The organism is Enterococcus sp. DIV1368d, from assembly GCF_050542975.1.
Taxonomy (GTDB): Bacteria; Bacillota; Bacilli; order Lactobacillales; family Enterococcaceae; genus Enterococcus_D; species Enterococcus_D casseliflavus.
This window is the reverse complement of record NZ_CP172939.1, coordinates 1,023,713-1,045,798: the sequence shown is the minus strand read 5'-3', so window position 1 is coordinate 1,045,798 and position 22,086 is coordinate 1,023,713. Positions and strand designations below refer to the sequence as shown.

Sequence of the window (22,086 nt, the reverse complement as noted above, 5' to 3'; positions counted from 1 at the left end):
TTAATAATACACCTCATCTAGAAATAAGCCATGAGAAGGCACTGTTTCACCAGCTGCTTGTCGTACTTTATCGGCTAACACTTGATCGATCACTTCTGGTGGCAGTGTGCCATCGCCAATGGCAATCAGTGTGCCTGTCAAGATTCGGACCATTTTATGCAAAAAGCCGTTGCCTTTGAAGGTAAACCTCAATAGGTCGCCTTCTGGTGTGATGGTGATTTCATCGATCGTACGCACCGTTGATTTTTTTGATTTTTTCAATGCAGAAAAGCCGATAAAATCATGGGTGCCGATCAACTTCTCAGCCGCTTGCTGCATTTTTTCCAAATCAAGGGGCTGCGGGCAATGAAAACTAGTATTGCGAGCAAAGACTGATGGGATCGCGTTGTTCCAAACATAATAGCTGTATTGCTTGCCTTTGGCGTGATAGCGTGCATGGAATCGTTCAGGCACTTCTTCAATCTTGTTGACGACGATGTCTTGTGGCAAATAGCGGTTAAAGAACTGTTGCATCTCTGGCAAACTCATTTGATGGGTCGTCTTGAAATTTGCCACTTGTCCTCGAGCATGCGTGCCCGCATCGGTTCTACCAGAACCCACGATCTCAATTTCTTCTCCCGTCAATAATTTGATGACCCCTTCAACTTTTTCTTGGATCGTTTTTTCAGAATCTCCTAGTCGTTGCCACCCTAAGTAGCGCTTGCCGTCATATTCAATCGTTAATTTGATATTTCGCATGGTTGTTGCTCCTTTTTACCGATACTATCGGTGGATAGTTGTGATAATGTTTTTATCCTTTTGTATCATCCATCAACATAGAGGTCTTCAATTACCTTCTAAATAAAAGTCCGTTTTCACTTGGTCATATAAATTCCTTCTTAAGCTCTTCTTCTACAATTCTTATTCTATTTAAAAATTCAGAATAGCTTGAAGCTTCTTGAGGTATAAAGAATTTATAAGTAAACATTTCTCCGCCAAACCCACACAAAATCCCCAACTTTTTATAACCATGTTTTTCAGGATTAACATCTGAGGTAGGCTGTATGAAACCTCCCCTTATCTTTCCTTTTTTCTCTTTGTTCATGATATGAATATAAGTTGTCATTTGATTGTAATCGTTCCTAGTATCAAGGTTCTTTTTATATTTTGTATCAATTGGCAAGTTTCCAACAGAAAAATCTGGATACCGAGGAGATCGTCTTGAATTCTGAAATAGATTTATAGTTGCTAACTCTTTGTTTCTACCATAGTGTTTCCAACCTGTAACTTTCCCAATGTATTCTTCCCATAACCATGATATGTCTATAATTATACCGTGTATCTGCTGGTGATCACTGTCAAAACCAGATTTTTCTTCCGATAGAATTTGAATACATAGTCTCTGGAGAGCCGCGTATTCAGCATAGTAACTGTGTCGGATCGGTTGCATAATATTGGACTGAAGAACTTCAAAACGTTTTAGTTTAGAATAAGTAGTAGTTGTTTGCTTTATTAGGCTCACATATTTTTTTATACTATCATTATTATTAAGTATATATTGATATTCATTTTGAATTTTCTCAATCGTGTGTCGTACAAGCTGGGTCAATTTATTGTCGTAACTGAATTCCCTTGTACGATAGGCAACATTTCCAATAAAAGGAATATTTGAACGCACGTGACGTGCGACATCTATGGTGCCGCTAATATTAGTATTATTATATTGCCGTTTAACATATTCTTTGTATACACCTTTTCTCATCGCTTCTTCTAGATAGTACGGAAATAAAAAAATTAACATATTATAGTAAGACATTTTCTCTGATGAGCTTATTGAATCCTCAATCACATTATAATTTAAAACTTTTTGGAGCATATATCTCAAAAAGTAATCTTCATTAATCGTTCTATTACTAAATCTAGAATTAATTCTAAGTTCGTCCTTAGAACCACTAAAAATGCCTACAACATTACATGTCCATATTTTTCCATTTCTTGATTGAAAAATCATATTATCTTCTTTTAGATCATTCGATTCATTGATATGTTGAGGAAATATAATGAATTTCTGTCTATCTAAACTTTTCAAATCATGATTAATTAGCTTTTTTATAATCGGGTGCTCAGTCAATGAATCATTGATCACTTCATTGTCATAAAGCATCTTAACTTTCATCAGAATCACCAAGTCCAAAGTATATCTTTGTCAAACTTTCAATTTTATCAGAAGCTTTATAATCGCCACGATAGTAATCTTTTAATAGTGGATAAAGTTTTGTTTGCCACAAGTCTTCAATAGATTCTTCATCAGAATCTATACCTAAAAAATAGCTAGCACCAATCTGATAGTCTGTCGACAACCCTCCTATTTCACTATTTACAATTGCCTCATTCAAGCGCATCATAATTTCTTTTGTTTCTTGACGAGATAACATATTATCTGCTGACTCTTTAGCAGTAATTTCTATAAACGAAAATCTTCGACGCATAGCAAAATCGAATGTATCTACAGATCGATCTATATCATTCATCGTCCCAATTATATATACATTATCTGGAATGAAAAATTTCTCTTCTGGATTTGTATGAATACTTGCATACTGCGTATATACACCTGCAGTGTTCCCACGATATCCAGGATCTATCGAGAAGAAAAGCTCTCCAAAAATTTTAGAGATTTCACCACGATTAATTTCATCAATGATGAAAACATAATTTTGATTATTAAATGAATCTTTTCTTGATTCTATATAGTTTCTCAATCCAAATTCTTCTTTTAAATGTTTTACAATAGCTTTGCGGTAAGTATCAAATCCCCCTTTAGGTGTTCCAGGTAAACCTCGGTAAACATTGTAGACTTGATCGTGATTCAGGTAGATATTTCTATTCTCAGGATATACTCCTTGAATTTCATTTCTTTCGTAAGCAAACAGATTATGAACTGGTTTTCCAGTTAACGTTTTAAGTTTATTATAACCACCATCAGCACTCGCTTCCGTCACCGTGTCGAAAAATTTTTCCCAAGCCTCATCAAAATCAGATTGATTATCGCTCGTGTTAGGTTTCAATGCTTTTTCTATAAATGATTTAAAACTCCCAGATTTCAAAGTAAAACTTACAACACCATCTTCTGATGTTGAGGGTCTCAGTCCTTCAACAAAATCAGTGTAATCGTAACTTGGATGAAACTGGACAAAACCGATTCTACCTTTTTCATCTTCATTTAATTCATTCATTTCTGTAGTTTTACCATTTGAAACTATATCTGCAGCAACTTGATTAGCAATAAAGGTTTTCCCTGTTCCAGGAGCTCCTCGCAAAATTATATTTTTGGTCTTAATCAGTCTATCCGATATCTCTAATAGATATTTTTGTTTCTTTGTCATTACATTTTTTGATCTTTTCTCGTCCATAAAGCTCCAAAATATTTTAACTATCTCTTTTATCTCAGAAGTAAAAGGTCTATCTGACAATAAATAAATCTCTTTTTTGATCTCTTTATTTACACTAAAAACCAATTTTTTATTATTTTCATCACTGCGATCGTAAGAAATATTATTGTAACCAGTATTAAGGAAACCTTTTGGCCAAAGTTTTTTTCCAGCATTATTTTGGTTGTAATTCCATCCAAAGTGTAAGTCATCTATAATAATGGAAGAATTTCTATCAATCTTCCGTTTTCCTGTAATAAACTTATTCCGCTTTGCTCGATCTTCATTATAATTGCCATTATTTTCCTCATAACACCAATCACTAAATTCAATCAGCTCAGAAACCACTTCACATAATTCCACAATTCGGTTATCACTGCTCATTTCGATTCCTCCATAATATGTCACTCATAATATGCCTTGATAATAGTTCAATAAATTAGGTTTATTATATGATTACAGCTAAATAAATAGTTCAACTTACATTTAAAAGCTATACTTCAATTGATGATTATACTCTTATTACTTATGATACGGCGCCCCCGTATTGATTCGATACGCGCGATAGATTTGCTCCAATAAGATCAACTTCATGAGTTGATGAGGATAGGTCATTTTGCCAAAGGAGATTTTGGCATCACTGCGGGTCATGACTTCTTGGCTTAAGCCTAGGGAGCCGCCGATGACGAAGGTCAGTTGGCTTTTTCCTTGGATGCCGAGTTGATCGATTTGTTTGGCGAAGGCTTCGCTGGTGGGGTTGGTGCCTTCGATCGCTAAGGCAAAGACATATTCGGTGTCTTTGATTTTGGCTAAAATGCGCTGTCCTTCTTTTTCTTTGATTTGCAGCATTTGGGCTTCACTCAAGGTTTCTGGTGCTTTTTCATCCGATACTTCGACAAACTCAAGCTTTGCGTATGCCCCCAATCGCTTGGCGTACTCGTTGATTCCTTGAACGAGGTACTTTTCTTTTAATTTTCCTACCGTGACGATTTTGATTTTCATAGGTTCCTCCTCGTTATCCCCTTATTTTATGAAAATGTGGACAATGCTATCCACAACCTTTTACACACTTTGACTTTCTTTGAAATTCTTCTATATTATCTATAAAACCGCGACACTTCAAGGGTTTCTTCATCCACCCAACCAAAGCTTTCAAGTTTGTCCACACACTGTGGATAAACAGACCTTTGCTTCTCCCCAGATTCCCCTGCTATTTTTATTCAAAAATGAACGGGTTTTGCGAAGAAAATTTCATCGTTTGAAACAGATTCTTACGCAACTTCTTCATATTTTTTTCAAAATCTCTTAGTAGACTAATCTCAGATAGAAGGAATATACTGATTATAACGAATTATTCATTAAGGGGGAAATAGTAATGGCAAGAAAATATGTCACACCAGGCAAGAAAACTTCTCCTGGTTTATTAAAACGATTAGGTATTGGGATTTTAGGCGGTATGGTCGGCGGTTTATTGACCTTCGGCGGTCTGTATCTGGCAATGGGTTCCTCTTTGACTTCAACACCAGAAGCCACGACCAACAGCGGGGTCCAAGATTCTAACGGACAAACCCAAGTATCCAATGTAAAACTTGATGTGACTAGCGATGTCACTGAGGCAGTTGAAAAAGTACAAGATTCTGTCGTTTCCATCATTAATCTACAACAAAGTCAAAGCAACGACTGGAACAGCCTCTTTGGTCAGCAAGGCGAACAGAGTGAAGGCGATAGCCAAAGCGACGACGACAGTGCTTTAGAAGCTTCTTCTGAAGGGAGTGGGGTCATCTACAAAATCGATGGCGACGATGCCTATGTCGTAACCAACAACCACGTCGTTGAAGGTCAAGACGGTTTGGAAGTTGTTTTAGCAGACGGTACGAAAGTCAAAGCTGAATTGGTCGGTACTGACGCTTACACAGACTTAGCTGTATTGAAAATCTCTTCAGAGCATGTGACGACTGCCGCAACATTTGGTGATTCAAGTGCCTTGAAAGTCGGCGAACCAGCCATCGCGATCGGCTCTCCTCTAGGCTCTGACTACGCAAACTCTGTGACACAAGGGATCGTTTCTTCCTTGAATCGTCAAGTAACAAGCCAAAACGAATCTGGTGGTACGATCAGTATCAATGCGATCCAAACGGATGCTGCGATCAACCCAGGGAACTCTGGTGGTCCACTGATCAACGTTGATGGCCAAGTGATTGGGATCAACTCAAGTAAAATCGCCAGCACCTCTGGCTCTGCTTCAGGTGTTAGTGTCGAAGGGATGGGCTTTGCGATCCCAAGTAACGATGTCGTTGAAATCATCAATCAACTAGAAGCAGACGGCAAAGTGGTTCGCCCTGCACTAGGTATCCAAACGATCGATTTAGGTTCCATCACATCACAACAACAAGAACAAATCTTGAAAGTTCCTTCATCCGTAACTTCTGGCGTTGTGATCTACTCAGTCAACAATGCAACACCAGCAGAACAAGCAGGATTGCAACAATATGACGTTATCACGAAGATCGATGACACAGAAGTCAGCACAACAACGGATCTGCAATCTGCGTTGTACAAACACAAAGTCGGTGACACGATCACTGTAACCTTTTATCGTGGCGATGAAGAAAAAACAGCAGAAGTAAAACTTTCCGTTGATACGTCGATCAACGAACAATCAACAGATAGCAGCAACTAATCACCAAAACCAATCGAAACAATCAAAAAATGAACTGCCGCAAAAACAGGAAGCGGCAGTTCATTTTTTTAGGCTTTACCGACTGGAAAAGCTTCACCTACAACGGCATCTTGAGGCAGCTCAAGGATGCCTTTTTTCATTGGTGCACCTTCTAAATGTAGTTCTTTAGCAGAGCAGATCATTCCGAAGCTTTCTACGCCACGAAGCGTCCCTGGCCAAATCATCAAGCCATCTGGCATCATTGCCCCAGGTTTTGCGACAACGACTTTCAAGCCTTTACGGATATTGGCAGCACCACAGACGATTTGCAAGACTTCCCCATCTCCAACTTCTGTTTCCGTGATAGACAGATGGTCGCTGTCTGGATGTTCCACACAAGACTTCACATAGCCAACGACGATTTTTGGTTCTGTATCTGCTGGCAGTTCTTCGCTGAATCCTGCTTCTTTGATCATGGTGTTCAATTGTTGGATTTGTTCTTTCGTCAACGTCACTTGGCCACGGCCTTCGATCGTCATCACTTCTGAGATCGCAAAAAAGTTCCAGCCGACGATCGTGCCTTCTTCATTTTTGATTTGGGCAACATTGCCGTTGCGTTCGACGGTTTGTTCTGATCCTTTATCATCTGCTGTGATGGCAAGCAGTGTATCACTGACATATTCTTTGTTATAAGCAAAAATCACGTTTTTTCCTCCTTAGGTACTTACACATTCCGCCCATAATCTTAACAAATTTTTCGGCATCCGTCATGGAATTTCTTTGTTTTCCTTGAAATTCTACTCATTTTCAAAGACAAAAAACGCCTGAGAACCAACTTCTGCTGGCTGGCTTAGGTTGAGGATTGGCGAAGGAGCAGAACCCGCGGCTTCTCAAGAACTTGCTGGTAGAACTACTTTCTACGAAAGAAGGCAACAACAATAAGTTTCCCAAAAAACGGATACAGAAAAAAACTAAGAACCAGCTGCGGCTTATTAGCTAAGACGCTGCTTTGCTAACGAGCCGGTAAACGCTAGTTCTAAAAAAATCTGTTTGGCACTACTACCTATGTAACAAGACAACAGCGACAGATATCTTCCCTCAAAACGAGCACAAAAAAACCTAAGAACCAGCTGCAGCTCATCAGCGAAAGACAATGCTTTGCTAACAAGTGAAACATCGCTGGTTCTCAGGAACTTTCTTTTAACCCTTGTCTTCTTTTGCTGCCATCTTCTCTAAGAAAAAGAACACAGCAACGACAAGTTTATTTTTCAAAAAATGACCTTACGCTTTTGTTTCTTCAGGCGATACGATCAGCACGTCGCACCGGGCTTCACGGATAACGAAGCTGGCGACACTCCCCATCATGAAGCGTTCCACTGCGTTCAGCCCAGATTGCCCCACCATGATCAAATCGATGTCGTATTGGTCTGGTAATTGAGTGGCAAGGGCATCTTTGATGGAGCCGTACGCAACGATGCCTTCTACTAAATCAAAATCCACTGATTTTGCATAAGCTTTGCAGTCGTCGATCAGATTTTTCGCCGTATCTTTTTCTTGTTCCAAGATGGAACTATCCAAAGGTGCATAGCCCATCATGGTCGGCACTTGCTGGTCGATGATCGTTGCGGCATAGACCTTCCCTTGGTTTCGACGAGCGACTTCCACTGCTTTTTTGAAGGCAGACATCGCTTGATCTGAACCGTCGATCCCTACTAAAATGTTTTGATATCTTTGTGCTTCCATCTTTTTCCCCTCCTATGCTGATTGTACGCTGGTTAAAAAGGCTTCGATCTCTTCTTTGGTTTTGCGATCCTTGTTGACTAACCGTCCCAGCTCCTTGCCGTCTTCGATAACGACGAGGCTAGGAATCCCAAAAATGTTCCATTCAACCGCTACATCCATGTATTCATCACGGTCGACTTCGATAAATTGAAGATCTGGAAAGTCCGCTTCGATCTCAGGCAATTGCGGTTTGATGTATCGACAATCGCCACACCAATCGGCGGTGAAAAAGAAGACATTTTTGCCTTTCTCCACATATGTTGCTAACTCTGCTAAATCTTTTGGAATAATCAAATGCTCACCACTTTCTTTTCTTTCAGTATACACCTTTCTTTCAGGGACTACCAACTGACATGCTGATCTTGGAAAGCCCTGCAGAAAAAAAAGAGACAACGGATGGCTGTCTCTTTGCTTTCGTTCGTTCTCGCTTATTGTCCTGCCAAGATCGTATCAACGGTTGAACGATCCAAACCTTTCAAGACTTGAATCACCATTTCCCGTGCCGCTTCATAATCAGCGATACTGAATAGGGTTTGGTGAGTATGGATGTAACGTCCAGGAACACCGATGACTGAACTTGGGATCCCTTCATTTGCCATGTGTGCCGCACCAGCATCGGTACCGCCTTTGGAAACAAAGTATTGGTACGGAATGTTGTTGGTTTCTGCTGTATCCAACAAGAATTCTTTCATCCGTGGCAACATGATCATGCCTGGATCATAGATTCGCATCAAAGTCCCTGCCCCTAGATGACCAAAGGTGCCATTTTTGGTGACTGTGTCATCTGCTGGCGAGCAATCGACCGCAAAGAACAAGTCGGGTTTGAATTTCGTCACAGACGGACGAGAACCTCGTAAGCCGACTTCTTCTTGAACATTGGCACCAGCAATCAGCGTATGGCCTAACGTTTCCTCTTTCAAGGCTTCAAGTGCTTCTAATACGACTGCACAGCCGTAACGGTTGTCCCAAGCTTTCGAGATGATGTTTTTCCCATTGGCTGTTTTGATGGTTTCCACTTGTGGGACGATCGTATCGCCAGGACGTACACCAAAGCTTTCTGCTTCTTCTTTTGATTCAAACCCAGCATCAAACAAAATATCTGTGACTTCGACATTTTTTTGACCGCTGCTTCCTCGCAACAAATGTGGCGGTACTGAAGAAGAAACACATGGATAATCGCCTTTCGCTGTTTTCAATGTAAAGCGTTGAGCAGAAACCACATAAGGGTTCCATCCGCCTAAAGGAGTGACTTTGAATAAGCCGCGATCGGTGATCGTCGTCAATAAGAAACCAACTTCATCCATGTGAGCAGCTAACATCACTCGCGGTGCATCTGCTTCTTGGTGGTGACGCAAACCGAAGATGCCGCCTAAGCCGTCTTGTTGGATCTCGTCCACCAAGGGGGTCATCGCTTCACGCATATACGCCCGCACGTCGTGTTCAAACCCGCTGGTTCCTTGTAACTCCGTTAGTTCTTTGATGCGTTGAAATGTTTTTTCTTCCATGATCATTCGAGAAACACGGATCGGTTGTTTGCTGCCCTAAAGAAACAAAGCTGCTTTTTTTGAAAAAGCAACGCTTGCTGTTGCTGTGTTTTCCAGCAATTTTTGGGTGAAACAACGGATGTGCTCTCTTCCTCCTTATTCCTACTGATATTCTTTATTATAGCGCAAATTTCTATTGTTGGTTATTTTTCTTATAGAATATTTCTAAACTATGGTAAACTATTGTTAAGAGAACCTGTGCTTTCACCGAGATCAAAACATTCGGGAAAACTTACTTTAGGAGGGACATTAGATGGAGAATGAGCATCCATTGCATTATTTTAAAAATGGACTGACCATCGGTTTAGGTCTTGGCTTTGCAGGAGGGATTTTTTCAACGATCTGGTTGAAGAAAAGGCAAGCCATGAATGCCGATGATGTCTTAGACAATATAAAAGCAGCATTTATCAAAGAAGGACCGATCGAAGGTTCTTGGATCAATTTCGAAAAACAACCTTTGCGCAAATTTGCGATCACTTCCCAAGGATATACTGGCGGCATCACCCGCACCGAAGACGGGCAGCTTGTCACCTATGAATTTTTGGCAGATGCTCATACAGGTACCGTCTTAGATATCCAACGAGCAATCGTGGACTAATCACTGCACTTACGACCAGCTTCTTAAGAGGCTGGTCTTTTTTCTTTTTAAGCAGTGCTTTTACTGGAGCAAGGTCGCAAGATCCAATACCACGACTTCATCGATGCTGCCGCCTTTTTGCCGATACGCCCATGCCCCACTTTCAAACAAGCAGTACAGCTGTCCTTTTTCTACCACGATCTGTTCAAGGTAATGGGGAAACTTGATGCGCCGCAACGCATGTTTGCGGGTCAGCACCGTTACATCCTTTGAAAAGACCCATAACTCCGCCGACCCTGGTCCAAAGGAACGTGCCAGCAACATGTATTCAGTGGTAAAGGCGATACTTTGGACTTTCGTGGTGGTGACCCTTCTCTTACGCGGCTTGATGCGAGGAGGCGTTTTGCGACCGCTGGCTGAAAGAACAGGCAACGCATAATTCGCCACCACGCCTCCTTGTTTCAAGGCAAAGGTCCCTGAGACAAGTTCACCGCTATCGGCTGCCAAATAGGAGCTGTGAGTGATGCCTGCCAATTCGATGACTTGCTGATAAGCGATAGGCTGATTGGTTGCCAAGGAATCATCTTCCAGCAGTGCTTGTAGAGAAACACACGCCACGCGCCCCATTCCTTTCCCTGTAATGGTTAGCCACAGCATTTGCGTTGCTCGATCAAAGACTAGTCCACCGACATGGGGGCGTTTTGGCAGAACTACCGTTTTCAGATGCCGTCCACTCGTTCTTTCTATTATATAAAGCTGTGAGTGATGTTCCTGCTGCGAACAATACGCTGAGAGGAACAAATAGTCCTCGGAAACAGCCAACCCTTGTGGGGTCATTGCTTCACACTGATTCGCATGCTTGTGCAGCCTCGTTTCTGCTTTCGTCGTTGCCACTGCGGCAGTGGCTTCTTTTAAACCTGGAACCAAAAGGACTGCTTCCCTGTTTGCCCCGGCTGCCAGCCACGCTTGCCGCACGCTGGGATAACGCTTCAGTTGAGCTGCCAGTGCTTGGTTGTGGCGCGCCTGTCGGTGCTTTTTTAGCCTGTACATCACAAAAAGGCCAACCACAAACACGCCCAAAAGCAGCAAGCTCTCTGTTTGTCTCATTGATTGGCCTCCTTGATGAATTCCCTCTTGTCGGCTGATTTCCCAACCGCTTATTGTTTGCCTATTCGTAATACTGCTTAGACTACTCGAACTTCGACATCAATGTTGCCGCGAGTGGCACGAGAATACGGACAAAAATCGTGGGCTTCTTCTGCGATTTTCTCTGCCTCGGCTTTTTCAACGCCTGGTAACGATACTTCTAAAATCACGCCGATTTGGTAACTACCGTCCTCATGCTGATACAAAGACACTCTTGCTTTAACTTCGGATTCGGATTCGATGTTATGCTCTTTCAGCATATGCTGTACGGCACCGTTGAAGCATGAAGCATAGCCTGCGGCAAATAATTGCTCTGGATTGGTCCCTTCACTATGAAGACCTGGCTTGTCGATTTTCAGGTGAAAACTACCGTTTGGTGCCTCGACCTCTCCGACACGTCCGCCTCGATTGATCATCGCTGTTTCATATTGCTTTTTCATTGAACCTCTTCCTTTCTTTTTTTGACCTACTTCAAGTGTAACGACAATTTTCTAATCTGACAAAGGGATTGCTTATGCATCCTTTTAAAAAACAAAAAAGGCAAACCCAGAAACTCTGGATTTGCCTGTCTATTCAAGGTAGTTCCTACCCGAAATAAATGAATGAAAACAATTGCTGAATGGACTAGCCGTTTGAACGTCCTAAGAAGAATGAAACAACAGCAACTACAATAACCGCACCAATAATTGATGGGACGATTGCCATTCCAGCAAGTGATGGACCCCAAGAACCTAAGATCGCTTGTCCAATAGCTGAACCTACTAAACCTGCAACGATGTTGGCGATCCAACCCATTGATCCACCTTTATTTGTGATAGCTCCGGCGATCAAACCGATAATAGCTCCTACGATTAATACCCATAACCAATGCATATTTTTCTCCTTCTTTCTTTTAAGTAGTTATTACACATATTATGTTACGCTTAATCCCCGTTTTAGACAAAAGATTTGCACTCAATTTGCAAAAAAAATTTTCAAACCTTGTTATATTAACGTTTATCAGTACTTCCTAATTATCGTTGTAAGAGCTTTAATTCGTTTTTTTTAGTATTGGTGCATTTTTTGAAATCGTTTTATTTTGTATTTTGCATCTTATCCGCTAAACTGAGGGAGAACCACTCTTATTTTGTCAGATAATTGGCACTTTTCACTCCTCAATCAGTCCTAGGACTGCTATCTTTTCAGTACATCAGCTATTTTTCATTGGGGGACGTTTCGATCGTTTTCGATTGGAAACGTTTTTTTGGACAAAAAATCATTCAATAAAGGAGAGGAACAAAATGAACAAAAAAATAGGGTATTCAATTTTGTCTTTGGCGGCAGTGATGTTAGGGGTCGCTGGCTGCGGCAGTGGTGACAGTGCCAGCGAGAACAAGCAGATTCGTATGTTCGTTTCTGGAGATACCAGTGAAGGCGGCGCTTATTCGAAAATGGCGGAAAAATACAAGGAAGAAACTGGTGTGACTGTCGAAGTCACCGATGTGCCTTATGCGGACTTGCTGACAAAGATCACCAAAGCTGTTCAAGCGGATGATGCGCCAGAAGTCGTGCGGGTTTCTACCGTTCAACCTGACTGGAATGACTATCTGATGGATCTATCAGACATTGCCAGTGAGGCAAAAACATTGGAATCGATGACGATCAAAGATGAAGCAGATGTCGTCAAAGCACTCCCTTCTGATGTCACTGCCACTGGGTTGTTTATCAATACGGATTTGTTTGACGAAGCTGGTGTGACCTACCCCACTTCGGAAGAGGATATTTGGACTTGGGATGAATTTTTAACTGCGATCAATGAAGTCGTTGAAAAAACCGATGCCAAATACGGCATGGTCATGGACGCGTCGGATCACCGTTTACGGGCTTTCACCTATCAATACGGGGGACAAGATTTCTTTTTAGATGACAGCGGTGATTCTTACACGACCGATGATGCTACGAAAGCGGCTTTGCAAAAATTTGTTGATTTGAACAATGACGAAGTGATGCCAAAATCGGTTTGGACCTCTGGAGAAGATGCTTCTGCTATGTTCAAGAGCGGCCGTGTTCCAGCTTACTTTTCTGGCAGCTGGCAGATCGTTGATTTTTCTACCAACATCAGCAACTTTAACTGGCAATCCACCTATTCTCCTTATGAAGAGACCCGCGCGGTCAATATGGGCGGCAACTTCATCACCGGCTTCAACAATAGTAAAAACAGTGAAGAAGGCGAAAAATTCATCAAATGGTTGTACGAAGAAGAAAATTACAAACAGCTTTGTACCTATGCTGGCTACTTACCTGCGGTGGAAGATTTGACGGTCGACTATGAACAAGGCCAGGATGCTTATGAAATCTACAACCAAGAGATCGCAGCCGCTGCTCAACCAATCAGCAGCAAGCAAACTACCGATCAAGTGACGATGAGTATGAAAGGCTACACTGGATTGACAGGGGCTTACCGTGATGCCATCGTGCAAGTATTAAATGATGAAATTACATTAGATGAGGCAATCGACAAGACGATCAAGGATTACAATGATGGGTTTTTGAAGAAATAACAGACGTTCAACCACAAAGAACCCATAGTCTGACTTTTTGCAGACTGCGGGTTCTTTGTTGCTGATACGATCGTCGGAGGAGGAATTTTCTGTGAGTACTTTACAAAAAAACAAATGGCCGTTGCTATTCACTGGCGCAAGCATCATTTTGTTCATTATCTTCTTTTTGATTCCAGCACTCTTAGGACTTTATTACTCGTTAACCGACTATAAAGGCTTTGCGACAGCCAATTTTATCGGTTTGGCGAATTATCAAGAATTGTTTCAAGACGCCAGCTTCTATAAAGCACTATTTCGTACATTTCGTTATGTGATCATTCTGGTCCCAAGCATCTATGTCGTTTCTCTCGCCGTCGCTTTGATGTTGAACAGTCAGCTGGCGAAAGGCAAATTTCTCGCAAAGATCATTTTTTTCTTACCATGGACTATCTCTGGGATCATCGCTGGGGTTATCTGGAAATGGTTGTTTGGTGAAAACTTTGGCTTTATCAACTTTATTCTAGAGCAAGCAGGACAACAAACTGTCCCGTGGTTTACCGACTCGAATGCTGCCTTTTCTGTCATTATTTTGGCTGCCATCTGGGGCGGGACTGCCTTTAACATGCTGCAATTTACTGCAGCTTTGAAAAATATCCCTCGCTCATTGTATGAAGCTGCCGAGATCGACGGCGCCAGCTTTGGGCATAAATTACGCTACATCACCTTGCCTATGCTGCGGCCGACTTCCTTTATGGTCATCTTATTGGCTTCGATCGGCGCTATGAAAGAGTTCGCCCTCGTGCAATCGCTGACCAATGGTGGTCCAGGAACCGACAACATGTTGATCGTGCAATATATCTATACGACTGGGTTTGACAAAATGCGGGTCGGCTATGCCAGTGCTGCCTCCATGGTACTTTTCGTGATTCTTTTACTGTTAGGCTTAGCACAAATGAAGATTGGAGGCGGCAAGAATGACATCTAAGACCATCAAAACCAAACGACCTGTCACAAGAAAGTCAGCGATGTTTTTTTTAACGCTGGCACTGATCATCACTTCCCTGCTGTACCTTTTCCCACTGCTTTGGTTCTTATTGAGTGCCTTTAAACCAGGAACCGAATTATTTGCTTATCCCTTGAAAATCATTCCTGAAAATCCAACCATTCAAAACTTTATTGATGCTTGGACGACATTGGATTTCTTTCGTTACTTCAATAATACGTTGATTTCAGCGGTCGTCACCACTTTATTGACGATCCTAGTCAGCGCCGCCTGTGGCTATGCCTTTGCAAAATACGATGCCAAATGGTTGCGTTTTTTCTTCATCTGTATCATCGCCACCACCATGCTGCCGACGGAAGTTATCATGAACCCAACGTTTTCCGTCATTCGTTCGCTAGGCTTATATGATAACTTGCTGGGGATCATCATCCCTTCCATCAATACAGCAACTGGTATCTTTATGTTTCGGACCTTTTTCGTCTCCGTTCCTGACGATCTGATTGAATCAGCCCGTATCGATGGCGCTTCGGATGGGATGATCTTTTTGAAAATCATGCTGCCGATTGCCCGACCAATCATTATGACACTGGGGATCTTTTCCTTCCAGTGGCGGTGGAATGATTATATCTGGCCCTTGATCGTCTTGAATGATCCGAAAAAATACACCTTGCAAGTGGCGATCCGCAGCTTGGTGGGCGCGGAAAATATCAATTGGACGATTTTGATCGCTGCCTCGGTAATTTCCATTTTGCCTTTGCTGCTGGTCTTCCTCGCCTTTCAGCGCTGGATTCTCGATAGCAATTTAGACAGCGGACTAAAATAAAAAAAGTGCCGACTGCTTCGTCACACCTTTCTCCTTTTATGGATGAATGGTGCAACAGAGCAGCGGCGCTTTTTATTTTGAAAAGTCTTTTCGTGACAAGTAGACGGCAGTTAAAATGCCGACTAATATAGCCAAACCAAAGACAATGATCGTGCCGATGGCATTGTCTTTTCCTGGCAGTCCCCCGGTGTTGATCCCCCATAGCCCCGCGATCAAGGACGGCACAGCCACCACTAATGCCGCAGAATCTAAGTATTTCATCAGATGGTTTAGATTGTTGTCCATCATATCAGAGAACAAGCCACCGATGGTTTCTAACAAGTCGCGATAAATAGTGACCATTTTCATGGCAAATTTTTGCCGCAGCTTGATGTCATAAACAAGGGCTTCATTATCCAAACGATCCAAAAATTCTTTGCGATCCATCAATCGATCGACAGTATGGTTTTGGTCCCGCAAGGTGTGATCAAGATAGACCATGTCTCGCTCGGTATCGGCTAAGTTAAACAATTCCTTGTTTTCCGTCGTTTTACGGGCTGCTTGATCCAAATCATCGATTTGCTTCTTCATCTCCTGCAAACCTTTGATGTAATGGGTGTAGATCATCAACGTCGAATAGGCAACAATATCTTCATACCGTTGAATATCTTGTTCATGCTTTTCGATCAATCGTTTGATCAGATTGGATTGATGGGAGACATACGTGATCAATAGATCTTTGGTGTAGATAAAAGTCACAGGCTCAAGACGGTCTTCGATCCGATCTTGTGTCACTTCCGACAAATCGATCAAGGTATAGAGAATCGGATGATTTAACTTGGTGTTGCGCAAGTATTCCAAACGTGACACTTCTTCCGGTTCATTGGCGCCAATAAAAATATCTTCAGGCAGTTGATACTTATCTAACAAGTGTCGTTGTTCCTCTGGATCTGTGCCAGAAACCACTAGCCAATTGTAATCCTCCTCCGAAGATTTCCTTATTTTTCGGTCTTCCATTTTGTAATACTGAAACATGGTGACTCGCTCCTTTTCTAATTCTCTCTTAATTTAACTATCTAACGCTTACGGCTTTTTGTCAAAATAAATGGCTTTTCTTTTCGATGCTTTTTCCATTTTGTCAAAGTGCGTTTTATTAGACGAACGTTTCGATTCATGAGAAACTTTTTATGGGCCCAATAAAAAAATTTTAGGAGGAATCGTATGTTTCGTCATCAGAAAGAATTACAGTTTGAAGCTAAGCCAGAAAAACCAAATCCGTTAGTTGCGAAATACCTTCAAGAATTAATCGGTGGACAATATGGAGAGATGAGTGTTGCCATGCAATACTTATTCCAAGGATGGAGCTGCCGTGGGGAAGAAAAATACAAAGACATGTTAATGGATATCGCTACTGAAGAGCTTGGACACGTTGAAATGTTAGCAACGATGGTTGCACGTCTACTGGAAGGTGCACCTGTGGAAGATCAAGAAGCGGCTATGAAAAAAGACCCAACGATCGGTGCGATCATTTCTGGAATGAATCCGCAACATGCCATCGTTGCCGGCTTAGGACCACGTCCTGCTGATAGCGTCGGCAATCCATGGTCAGGTGCGTATATCATTGCTAGTGGCAACTTACTTGCTGATTTCCGTGCCAACTTAAATGCGGAATCACAAGGTCGTCTGCAAGTAGCACGCATCTATGAAATGATCGATGACCGTGGGGTCAAAGACTTACTTTCGGTCTTATTAGCACGTGATAGCTACCACCAAAATCTCTGGGCAGCTGCCGTGAAAGAATTGGAAGAAAACGAAGGCTCAATTTTAGTGCCGACTACCTTTGACCGCAAAAACGAACGCTTAGATATCGCTTATGATTTCTATAACTTCTCAGAAGGCGACCAAAGTAAAGAAGGCTCTTGGGCGAAAGGCAAAGCCCTTGATGGTGAAGGCGAATACCAATGGCTAGACGAACCAAAAGTCGAAGGAAAAGCGCCAAAACTCGATCAAGTCACACCAAAAATGTATGGCACACCGCCTGAAAAATAATTTGATCAAAAAGAGCAATTGTTTCTGAAACAGAAACCGTTGCTCTTTTTTCTTTGTCTGTTTGAGCAAGTTGGTTACGTTCCTGTCAAAAAAGCGTTAGAGTAGAATGTAGAGAAGAAAAGGAGGAATCATTTTATGAAAGCACCTTTACTGACATTAAACGACGGCAATTTACGCCCCGCAGTGGGCATCGGTACCTATCAGATCCGTGGTGGCGAAGGATTGAGCCAGCTGCAAGCAGCGATCGCCGACGGGTATCGCTTGATCGATTCTTCAACCAATTATGACAATGAAGGCATTGTCGGCAAAGCGATCCGTCGCTCGGGTATCCCACGTTCAGAATTTTATATCACCTCAAAATTACCAGGAAAATACCATGGCTATGATGATGCCTTAACCAGCATTCAAGAATCCCTTGCTCGCATGGGGCTCGACTACTTCGATGCCTTTTTGATCCACTGGCCATTACCAAAACGCGGCAAATATGTCGAAGCTTGGCAAGCCTTAGTGACCGCCCAAAAATTAGGCTTGATCCGTTCCATCGGCGTTTCCAATTTTGAACCAGAACATTTGGATGCCATCATTGAAGCAACTGGTGTGACTCCTGCACTAAATCAAATTGAGATCCATCCTTACTGGGTCCAAGAACGAATGGTCGCAGAAAACAAAAAACGCGGCATCGTAACGGAAGCTTGGAGCCCATTAGGTCGTGGCAGCGATGCCCTGAAAGAACCACTGATCACTGAATTAGCTGAAAAATACCAAAAATCAGCTGGTCAAATCATCTTGCGCTGGCATGTGGATCGTGGCATTTTGCCCCTTCCAAAATCAAGAAACCTCGCCCATCAACGAGAAAATCTTGCGATCTTCGACTTTGAACTGACTGAAGATGAAATCAATCAAATCAATCAGTTAAACAAAGCAGACGGCCGCATCGATGGGCAAGACCCAAATGAGTATGAAGAATTTGAATAAACAATTTCAACTGGAAAAAACACCATAGCTATCTCTTGGTAGACAAAACCTCTCAAAAATCAGCGACCAGCTGCTTTTGAGAGGTTTTTTATGTAACCAAGGCTCCAGTGGTTAGCTTTGCGTGGATCAAGGTCGTACGATCAAAATAGTTCTTTTTGGCAGAAATTTCCTTGCTAGCAGTGTGATTATCTTAAAGGTGACAAGCCTCAGCTAGGCGTTCATCACAGCTTTTGATCGAATGTTGGTTTCTCGAAAAATGGTTGTCTTTCACCGTTTCGACACTTAAAGACAACAGCGTTTCCCCCGTTTTCCTTCAGCTTGAAAGGAATTTTCACATGCCCATCAATGAACGTTATCCCCAAAACTCGTTTTTCTTGCGAGGAGGTCTTTTTCGGTAAATGAAGATGGCGAAACTCAGAATGCCACAAAATAGACCGGCACCTCCTAGTAGTTTCACGATAGTCGGCAGCCCTCTCAAGCCAATATCTGCCATTGAAGAAACTGTGCCATTTTCATTAATCCTTCCCCAAAATTGGTATATTTGTTGTTCTAAGTGATTTAATCGCCTATCAAGAGGTTTTCTTTCGTATTCAGGAATTGTGGCATAACGTGGTGTTTTTATGTCTGCCAATATAGCTAAACGTGCTTCTGCAAAAATGTTGGGGTGCTCTGCCAATAGTTTTTGGGCTTTTTTTATCAATTCTCTAGGTGTCCCATCAGCAACCTTTACGCGGAAAAGAGAATAACTAGAAGGATTTCTTTCCAAGCGAATCCCATCTATTGCTGTAATTGTTTCATCAATCTTATTTTCTATCAGTTTTTTACTAAGGTAAGTCTCTGGAAACGTTTCAGCATTCAAAAAAGATGTTTCTTCATGCAATTGAAAGCTCAACACATTGTTTTGATACCTTCTCAAAAACAATCCAGGAACAAAACCAACTCGCACCATTTCAGGTTTTAACTCAAAGGAGCGGTTGACAGGTTCTTCCTCACTAGGCAATAAATCTGATGTGGCTAAAGCTATCTCTTGGATCTTTCCATCAGCGATAAATCCATAGGATTCTGAGATTGACTTCTGTATAATCCTTTCAAGCTCTTCATAAGAAGTTCCCTTCAAACGAATTGTTGCAAAATCATTTTTATCTGGACCGGATAGAAGTTCACCACCAAAATATGAAAGTTCATAAAGTAATTTGTCTAAAACCGTTTCATGGTTTGACCCGAATTCTCGATTAAAGCGCTCCCTATCCAGTTGAAAATGGAGCCGATTGTTAATGAAGGTCACTTCTTCACCGGAATACTCTTCCGTCGTTACATCAGCGATAGTCGGCGACGGTGGTTCGGGATTTTCGGATAGCCAAAATGACTGCTCTATGGGATAATAAGTCCTTTTGTTACTGCTATCGACAGCGACTAATTCAAATCGGCTCTCCTGTTCATCGGTAGAAAGAAAGAGACGAGCTTCACCGAATGTTCGCTCTGTGACTTCAGGTTCTCCCGCTTTTCTTTGATACAAGTGCTGATCGTATTCGCCGTTTACATTGACATAGACTTCTTCCAGCGTTCCCCCGGCACTTGGTGTCACTGCATAAATCAATTCAAAAAAGGGAATAATTAATTCTGAATCGGGAAGTTCTGTGACGATTTCCAGCAATGGTTCAGTGAGCGGAACTGTGGGTTCTGTAGTATTCCTTTCGCTGTTGAGGATGTCAGCTAAGACGCCTTGGGACTGGTCGGTTGGTCCTTCGGCTGCTGATACTTGCCAACTGGTCATATGATAGATGGCAAGAGAAAAGAAACACAAACAAAAGATTTTATGGTTGCGAAAGAGGTTTTTAATACCTTTCTCGTCGGTTGAATTTATTTTCGCAGCGACTTGCATTCACTTTGCTCCTTTCTTCTTTAGAGGTAACAGAATTCTTTCAGATTTTAAGAATGACAAACGGGTATCAGTTTTTACCTGGTTCCCTATTCCTCTTCCGTTTTTCTGCCCTTTGACAAGCAAAAAATTCAAATAAAAACACAATAAAGCCGATAGAAGCAAATCCTATCACTAACGCCATGCTGACAGTCACGCCGTGCCAACCCATACTCGTTAACGACGAAACTGTGCCGTTCGGGTTGATGATTGCCCAGATAGGGTAGTTCCGTTCTTCAAAGATACTCATAACACGCCATCGTCGTTTGTATTCGTCTGTGGTAGTATAGCCATAAAAATTTTGCCTTCCTCTGATTATTACATACCCTTTTGAAAAGACTTCGGGATAATTCGTCAGTAGTTGCTGCCCTTTCTTCACTAAATTCCTTGGTGTATTTCCTCCTACAGCTATTTGCACATAAGGATAAGAAAGTCGATTTTCTTCTAAACGAACGCCGTCAATCGCTGCAACAGCTTCGTCGATTTTTTCATTTATCAGTTTCTTACTGAGATAAGTTTCAGGAAACGACTCGGGATTTAAAAAAATGGTTTCTTCATGCAGCTTGAAACCTACCACGTTGTCCTGATACCTTCGGAAAAACAAGCCCGGTACCCAGCCGATTTTTAACATGTGACGTTTAAACTCAACCGAGCGATCGATGGGTGCTGCTGTTTTGGGTAACTGGTCCGCCTCAGCTAAAGTCATCTCTTCAATTTCTCCATCGGTAACAATACCAGAAGTAAATGTTTCTAAATCACGAAAGAATCTATTAAGCTCTCTATAAGGAGTTTGCTTTAACTGAATCGTTACTCTCTCATTCTTGTCTGGTCCAGCAATCAACGCCATGTCATAATAAGAAAGTTCATCCAACAGCTGATCTAAACTCGTTTCGCCGTTTTGCTCGTTTATTCCTGTAAGTATCTCGTCATTATATTGGAGATGGAGACGATTATGTACAAAAGCTATCTTTCCTTCATAACGGTCAAGTATTGATATGTCGGCAATAGTCGGCAACGGCGGTTCGGGATTTTCCGATAACCAAAATGACTGCTCTATGGGATAATAAGTCCTTTTGTTACTGCTATCGACAGCGACTAATTCAAATCGGCTCGCCTGTTCATCGGCAGAAAGAAAGAGACGAGCTTCACCGAATGTTCGCTCCATGACCTTCGGCTCCCCTATCGCTCTTTGATACAAATGCCGATCATATTCACCGTTCACATTGACATAGACTTCTTTCAGCATTTCCCCCTCACTTGGTGTCACTGCATAAATCAATTCAAAAAAGGGAATCATTAGTTCTGAATCGGGTAGCTCTGTGACGATTTCCAGCAATGGTTCAGTGAGCGGCTCTGTGGGCTCTGGGCTATTCCTTTCGCTGTTGAGGATGTCGGCTAAGATGCCTTGGGACTGGTCGGTTGGTACTTCGACTGCTGATACTTGTATGCTTGTAAAGTGATAAGTGGCAAGAGTAAAGAAGAGCAGGTAGCAGATTTTCAAGTGGCGAAAGAGTTCCCTAAAGACTCTCTCGACGATTGATGCCGCATAATCAATGAATTGCATCTATTTAACTCCCTTCTTTTATTGATTTGAGATACGCACCACATCGTATGCTGTATCAGATTCTAATTTGTTACACATTTGGAACCAAAAGGTTTACACAAAAACATTCTCTACCTTATAGAAATAAATCATTGCCTT

At 42.0% G+C, this 22,086-nt stretch carries 21 protein-coding genes; 7 read left to right on the top strand and 14 right to left on the bottom strand.

The features are described 5' to 3' along the window. The 4 genes from truA to rlmH form a co-directional block, all read right to left on the bottom strand. Positions 1-738: a tRNA pseudouridine(38-40) synthase TruA gene (truA, locus tag IGJ44_RS04875; RefSeq protein ID WP_005225435.1), complete on the bottom strand. Its 738-nt coding sequence runs from the start codon at positions 736-738 to the stop codon at positions 1-3. A gap of 124 nt (positions 739-862) precedes the next feature. Then, on the bottom strand, positions 863-2,155 hold the full coding sequence (locus IGJ44_RS04870) for a 5-methylcytosine restriction system specificity protein McrC (RefSeq protein ID WP_430606218.1): 1,293 nt from the start codon (positions 2,153-2,155) through the stop codon (positions 863-865). Then, on the bottom strand, positions 2,145-3,794 hold the full coding sequence (locus IGJ44_RS04865; protein ID WP_167826842.1) for an McrB family protein: 1,650 nt from the start codon (positions 3,792-3,794) through the stop codon (positions 2,145-2,147). Before IGJ44_RS04865 ends, IGJ44_RS04870 begins: the two co-directional genes overlap by 11 nt. Positions 3,795-3,932: 138 nt before the next feature. After that, positions 3,933-4,412, bottom strand: a complete 480-nt coding sequence (rlmH, locus tag IGJ44_RS04860) for a 23S rRNA (pseudouridine(1915)-N(3))-methyltransferase RlmH (RefSeq protein WP_060791768.1) — start codon at positions 4,410-4,412, stop codon at positions 3,933-3,935. Positions 4,413-4,785: 373 nt separating this feature from the next. Between rlmH and IGJ44_RS04855 the strand changes: the two genes are divergently transcribed. After that, a complete protein-coding gene (locus IGJ44_RS04855; protein ID WP_167826843.1) occupies positions 4,786-6,090 on the top strand; it encodes a S1C family serine protease in 1,305 nt (434 codons plus the stop codon). Positions 6,091-6,158: 68 nt separating this feature from the next. Here IGJ44_RS04855 and ytpR read toward each other — a convergent pair whose 3' ends face one another. The 4 genes from ytpR to pepA all read right to left on the bottom strand — a co-directional run bounded on the left by ytpR (position 6,159) and on the right by pepA (position 9,356). Continuing rightward, a complete protein-coding gene (ytpR, locus tag IGJ44_RS04850) occupies positions 6,159-6,773 on the bottom strand; it encodes a YtpR family tRNA-binding protein (RefSeq protein WP_167826844.1) in 615 nt (204 codons plus the stop codon). Between the two features lie 577 nt (positions 6,774-7,350). After that, positions 7,351-7,812, bottom strand: coding sequence for a universal stress protein (locus IGJ44_RS04845; RefSeq protein WP_005225429.1), 462 nt, complete (start codon positions 7,810-7,812; stop codon positions 7,351-7,353). Between the two features lie 12 nt (positions 7,813-7,824). After that, positions 7,825-8,145, bottom strand: a complete 321-nt coding sequence (locus IGJ44_RS04840) for a thioredoxin family protein (protein ID WP_026008043.1) — start codon at positions 8,143-8,145, stop codon at positions 7,825-7,827. A 134-nt stretch (positions 8,146-8,279) separates the two neighbouring features. Continuing rightward, on the bottom strand, positions 8,280-9,356 hold the full coding sequence (pepA, locus tag IGJ44_RS04835; protein WP_151195856.1) for a glutamyl aminopeptidase: 1,077 nt from the start codon (positions 9,354-9,356) through the stop codon (positions 8,280-8,282). Between the two features lie 292 nt (positions 9,357-9,648). Here pepA and IGJ44_RS04830 point away from each other — a divergent pair, with 292 nt between their 5' ends. Further along, a complete protein-coding gene (locus IGJ44_RS04830; RefSeq protein WP_005225425.1) occupies positions 9,649-9,993 on the top strand; it encodes a peptidase in 345 nt (114 codons plus the stop codon). A gap of 60 nt (positions 9,994-10,053) precedes the next feature. Here the strand turns inward: IGJ44_RS04830 and IGJ44_RS04825 are convergent, their stop codons facing one another. The 3 genes from IGJ44_RS04825 to IGJ44_RS04815 form a co-directional block, all read right to left on the bottom strand. Beyond that, on the bottom strand, positions 10,054-11,079 hold the full coding sequence (locus IGJ44_RS04825; protein ID WP_430606215.1) for a hypothetical protein: 1,026 nt from the start codon (positions 11,077-11,079) through the stop codon (positions 10,054-10,056). Between the two features lie 77 nt (positions 11,080-11,156). Continuing rightward, positions 11,157-11,558 carry an Ohr family peroxiredoxin gene (locus IGJ44_RS04820; protein WP_430606214.1) on the bottom strand — a complete coding sequence of 134 codons (402 nt, stop codon included), beginning with the start codon at positions 11,556-11,558 and terminating at the stop codon, positions 11,157-11,159. Positions 11,559-11,742: 184 nt separating this feature from the next. Beyond that, positions 11,743-11,991 carry a GlsB/YeaQ/YmgE family stress response membrane protein gene (locus IGJ44_RS04815; protein ID WP_005225422.1) on the bottom strand — a complete coding sequence of 83 codons (249 nt, stop codon included), beginning with the start codon at positions 11,989-11,991 and terminating at the stop codon, positions 11,743-11,745. Between the two features lie 407 nt (positions 11,992-12,398). Between IGJ44_RS04815 and IGJ44_RS04810 the strand changes: the two genes are divergently transcribed. The 3 genes from IGJ44_RS04810 (at position 12,399) to IGJ44_RS04800 (ending at position 15,463) form a co-directional block, all read left to right on the top strand. Beyond that, positions 12,399-13,658 (top strand): ABC transporter substrate-binding protein, encoded by a 1,260-nt coding sequence (locus IGJ44_RS04810; protein ID WP_087627106.1) that lies wholly within the window; start codon positions 12,399-12,401, stop codon positions 13,656-13,658. 91 nt (positions 13,659-13,749) lie between these two features. Then, complete coding sequence (locus tag IGJ44_RS04805; protein WP_270287932.1) at positions 13,750-14,622, top strand: carbohydrate ABC transporter permease; 873 nt, start codon at positions 13,750-13,752, stop codon at positions 14,620-14,622. Then, positions 14,612-15,463 carry a carbohydrate ABC transporter permease gene (locus tag IGJ44_RS04800; RefSeq protein ID WP_010747711.1) on the top strand — a complete coding sequence of 284 codons (852 nt, stop codon included), beginning with the start codon at positions 14,612-14,614 and terminating at the stop codon, positions 15,461-15,463. The genes IGJ44_RS04805 and IGJ44_RS04800 overlap by 11 nt, the downstream gene beginning before the upstream one ends. A gap of 72 nt (positions 15,464-15,535) precedes the next feature. Here IGJ44_RS04800 and IGJ44_RS04795 read toward each other — a convergent pair whose 3' ends face one another. After that, positions 15,536-16,477: a magnesium transporter CorA family protein gene (locus tag IGJ44_RS04795; RefSeq protein ID WP_167826847.1), complete on the bottom strand. Its 942-nt coding sequence runs from the start codon at positions 16,475-16,477 to the stop codon at positions 15,536-15,538. Between the two features lie 186 nt (positions 16,478-16,663). Between IGJ44_RS04795 and IGJ44_RS04790 the strand changes: the two genes are divergently transcribed. Both IGJ44_RS04790 and IGJ44_RS04785 read left to right on the top strand, forming a co-directional pair. After that, a complete protein-coding gene (locus tag IGJ44_RS04790) occupies positions 16,664-17,491 on the top strand; it encodes a manganese catalase family protein (protein WP_005225417.1) in 828 nt (275 codons plus the stop codon). A gap of 135 nt (positions 17,492-17,626) precedes the next feature. Next, complete coding sequence (locus IGJ44_RS04785) at positions 17,627-18,466, top strand: aldo/keto reductase (RefSeq protein WP_016610001.1); 840 nt, start codon at positions 17,627-17,629, stop codon at positions 18,464-18,466. 352 nt (positions 18,467-18,818) lie between these two features. Here the strand turns inward: IGJ44_RS04785 and IGJ44_RS04780 are convergent, their stop codons facing one another. Continuing rightward, entirely contained in the window at positions 18,819-20,348 is a 1,530-nt protein-coding gene (locus tag IGJ44_RS04780; protein ID WP_430606210.1) for a hypothetical protein, read from the bottom strand. A gap of 67 nt (positions 20,349-20,415) precedes the next feature. Then, positions 20,416-21,948, bottom strand: coding sequence for a hypothetical protein (locus IGJ44_RS04775; protein WP_151195822.1), 1,533 nt, complete (start codon positions 21,946-21,948; stop codon positions 20,416-20,418). Between the last annotated feature and the right edge of the window lie 138 nt (positions 21,949-22,086).

What these genes read in the sequence shown, in the direction of transcription:
- truA (WP_005225435.1), bottom strand. Translation starts at nt 738, where the DNA reads ATGCGAAATATCAAATTAACGATTGAATATGACGGCAAGCGCTACTTA.
- IGJ44_RS04870 (WP_430606218.1), bottom strand. Translation starts at nt 2,155, where the DNA reads ATGAAAGTTAAGATGCTTTATGACAATGAAGTGATCAATGATTCATTG.
- IGJ44_RS04865 (WP_167826842.1), bottom strand. Translation starts at nt 3,794, where the DNA reads ATGAGCAGTGATAACCGAATTGTGGAATTATGTGAAGTGGTTTCTGAG.
- rlmH (WP_060791768.1), bottom strand. Translation starts at nt 4,412, where the DNA reads ATGAAAATCAAAATCGTCACGGTAGGAAAATTAAAAGAAAAGTACCTC.
- IGJ44_RS04855 (WP_167826843.1), top strand. Translation starts at nt 4,786, where the DNA reads ATGGCAAGAAAATATGTCACACCAGGCAAGAAAACTTCTCCTGGTTTA.
- IGJ44_RS04845 (WP_005225429.1), bottom strand. Translation starts at nt 7,812, where the DNA reads ATGGAAGCACAAAGATATCAAAACATTTTAGTAGGGATCGACGGTTCA.
- pepA (WP_151195856.1), bottom strand. Translation starts at nt 9,356, where the DNA reads ATGGAAGAAAAAACATTTCAACGCATCAAAGAACTAACGGAGTTACAA.
- IGJ44_RS04830 (WP_005225425.1), top strand. Translation starts at nt 9,649, where the DNA reads ATGGAGAATGAGCATCCATTGCATTATTTTAAAAATGGACTGACCATC.
- IGJ44_RS04825 (WP_430606215.1), bottom strand. Translation starts at nt 11,079, where the DNA reads ATGAGACAAACAGAGAGCTTGCTGCTTTTGGGCGTGTTTGTGGTTGGC.
- IGJ44_RS04820 (WP_430606214.1), bottom strand. Translation starts at nt 11,558, where the DNA reads ATGAAAAAGCAATATGAAACAGCGATGATCAATCGAGGCGGACGTGTC.
- IGJ44_RS04815 (WP_005225422.1), bottom strand. Translation starts at nt 11,991, where the DNA reads ATGCATTGGTTATGGGTATTAATCGTAGGAGCTATTATCGGTTTGATC.
- IGJ44_RS04810 (WP_087627106.1), top strand. Translation starts at nt 12,399, where the DNA reads ATGAACAAAAAAATAGGGTATTCAATTTTGTCTTTGGCGGCAGTGATG.
- IGJ44_RS04800 (WP_010747711.1), top strand. Translation starts at nt 14,612, where the DNA reads ATGACATCTAAGACCATCAAAACCAAACGACCTGTCACAAGAAAGTCA.
- IGJ44_RS04795 (WP_167826847.1), bottom strand. Translation starts at nt 16,477, where the DNA reads ATGTTTCAGTATTACAAAATGGAAGACCGAAAAATAAGGAAATCTTCG.
- IGJ44_RS04790 (WP_005225417.1), top strand. Translation starts at nt 16,664, where the DNA reads ATGTTTCGTCATCAGAAAGAATTACAGTTTGAAGCTAAGCCAGAAAAA.
- IGJ44_RS04785 (WP_016610001.1), top strand. Translation starts at nt 17,627, where the DNA reads ATGAAAGCACCTTTACTGACATTAAACGACGGCAATTTACGCCCCGCA.
- IGJ44_RS04780 (WP_430606210.1), bottom strand. Translation starts at nt 20,348, where the DNA reads ATGCAAGTCGCTGCGAAAATAAATTCAACCGACGAGAAAGGTATTAAA.
- IGJ44_RS04775 (WP_151195822.1), bottom strand. Translation starts at nt 21,948, where the DNA reads ATGCAATTCATTGATTATGCGGCATCAATCGTCGAGAGAGTCTTTAGG.